Origin of the sequence: Pseudoalteromonas sp. SWN29 (assembly GCF_015864465.1) — a bacterium.
GTDB lineage: Bacteria > Pseudomonadota > Gammaproteobacteria > Enterobacterales > Alteromonadaceae > Pseudoalteromonas.
The window spans coordinates 1-1293 of record NZ_JADYXE010000115.1; the positions used below are offsets into that span (position 1 = coordinate 1).

Below are 1293 nucleotides of genomic sequence, written 5' to 3' on the forward strand. Positions count from 1 at the left end.
GAGGGCGTTCAGAATTCTGTGTCAGCCTAAATTGCTAAATATCTAGCACACCATCTAACCTACCTTCGAAGTGGATGGCCAATTGCGACAATGTCAGATTCCAGTTATGGATTGGCATTGTCCATTTCTTTGAGGCATTTAATATGCCTGCATACAATAGTTTCATCAAGCTGTTTTCATTAGGGAATCCTCCCTTAGTCTTGGTGAGTCGCCTAAACTGACGATGTACAGCTTCAATCGCATTCGTGGTATAAATAGCTTTACGCACGTAATCTGGATACTTGAAATAAACCGACAGATTGCCCCATTTACGACGCCAAGACGCGATAACAATAGGGTATAACTTGCCCCATTTGGCATCTAATTCGTCAAGAGCGGCTTCTGCTGCATCCTTAGTGGCAGCCTTATAAACGGGTTTCAAGTCAGTCATAAACTCTTTTTGGTGCTTTGAAGCAACGTACTTCATCGAATTACGAATTTGATGAATGACGCACTCCTGCACTTCGGCGTCGGGGTAGATTGTTGCTATTGCTTCAGGGAAGCCTTTTAGTCCATCAACACAGGCAATTAAAATATCGGATACACCACGATTATGTAAATCTGTTAATACTGCTAACCAATAGTTAGCCCCTTCACTTTCAGAGACATATAAACCAAGTAACTCTTTTCGGCCCTCGATATTCACACCTAGCACGGTATAAATAGCCTTACTCACGTAGCGTCCATTTTCTTTAATTTTATAGTGAATGGCATCAAGCCAGATAAACGGGTAAAGCGTATCTAAGCTGCGAGCTTGCCATGCTTTAAGCTCTGGTATCAGCTGGTCTGTTACGGCAGTGATGGTGGCCTCTGATACTTCAACGCCATACATATCCTGTATGTGGCCTCGAATATCTCGATAGCTCATACCTAAAGCAAACATAGATAGGATTTTCTCATCAATTTCAGGCGTTAACTTAGTTTGGTTCTTTTTAACAAGCTGAGGTTCAAACGAACCTGAACGGTCTCTGGGCGTTTCAAGTTCGAATTGGCCTATGGATGACTTAACTGTTTTTTTGGTTGAACCATTTTTACGGTTAACTTGCGTCTCAGATTGTAGATGCTGCTCTAATTCGGCTTTAAGAGCCGCTTCGGTGAGTTGTTTGATTAAGGGTGTTAGAACACCGTCTTCGCCAGTAAGACCTTTACCAGCTTGAAGTTCAGCTAATGCTTTGTTGAAATCGAAAGATTGAGTCATGTGTCACTCCTGTTTTCTTAATAATACTGAAATGACACAGATTTCTAAACACTACC

General features: G+C 41.8%; 1 protein-coding gene. It reads right to left on the reverse strand.

Annotated features, from left to right (window positions below; all coding sequences use genetic code 11):
* Positions 1–34: 34 nt before the first annotated feature.
* Positions 35–1237, reverse strand: coding sequence for an IS256 family transposase (locus I6F53_RS20065; protein ID WP_197177149.1), 1203 nt, complete (start codon positions 1235–1237; stop codon positions 35–37).
* Between the last annotated feature and the right edge of the window lie 56 nt (positions 1238–1293).

What these genes read in the sequence shown, in the direction of transcription:
- I6F53_RS20065 (WP_197177149.1), bottom strand. Translation starts at nt 1,237, where the DNA reads ATGACTCAATCTTTCGATTTCAACAAAGCATTAGCTGAACTTCAAGCT.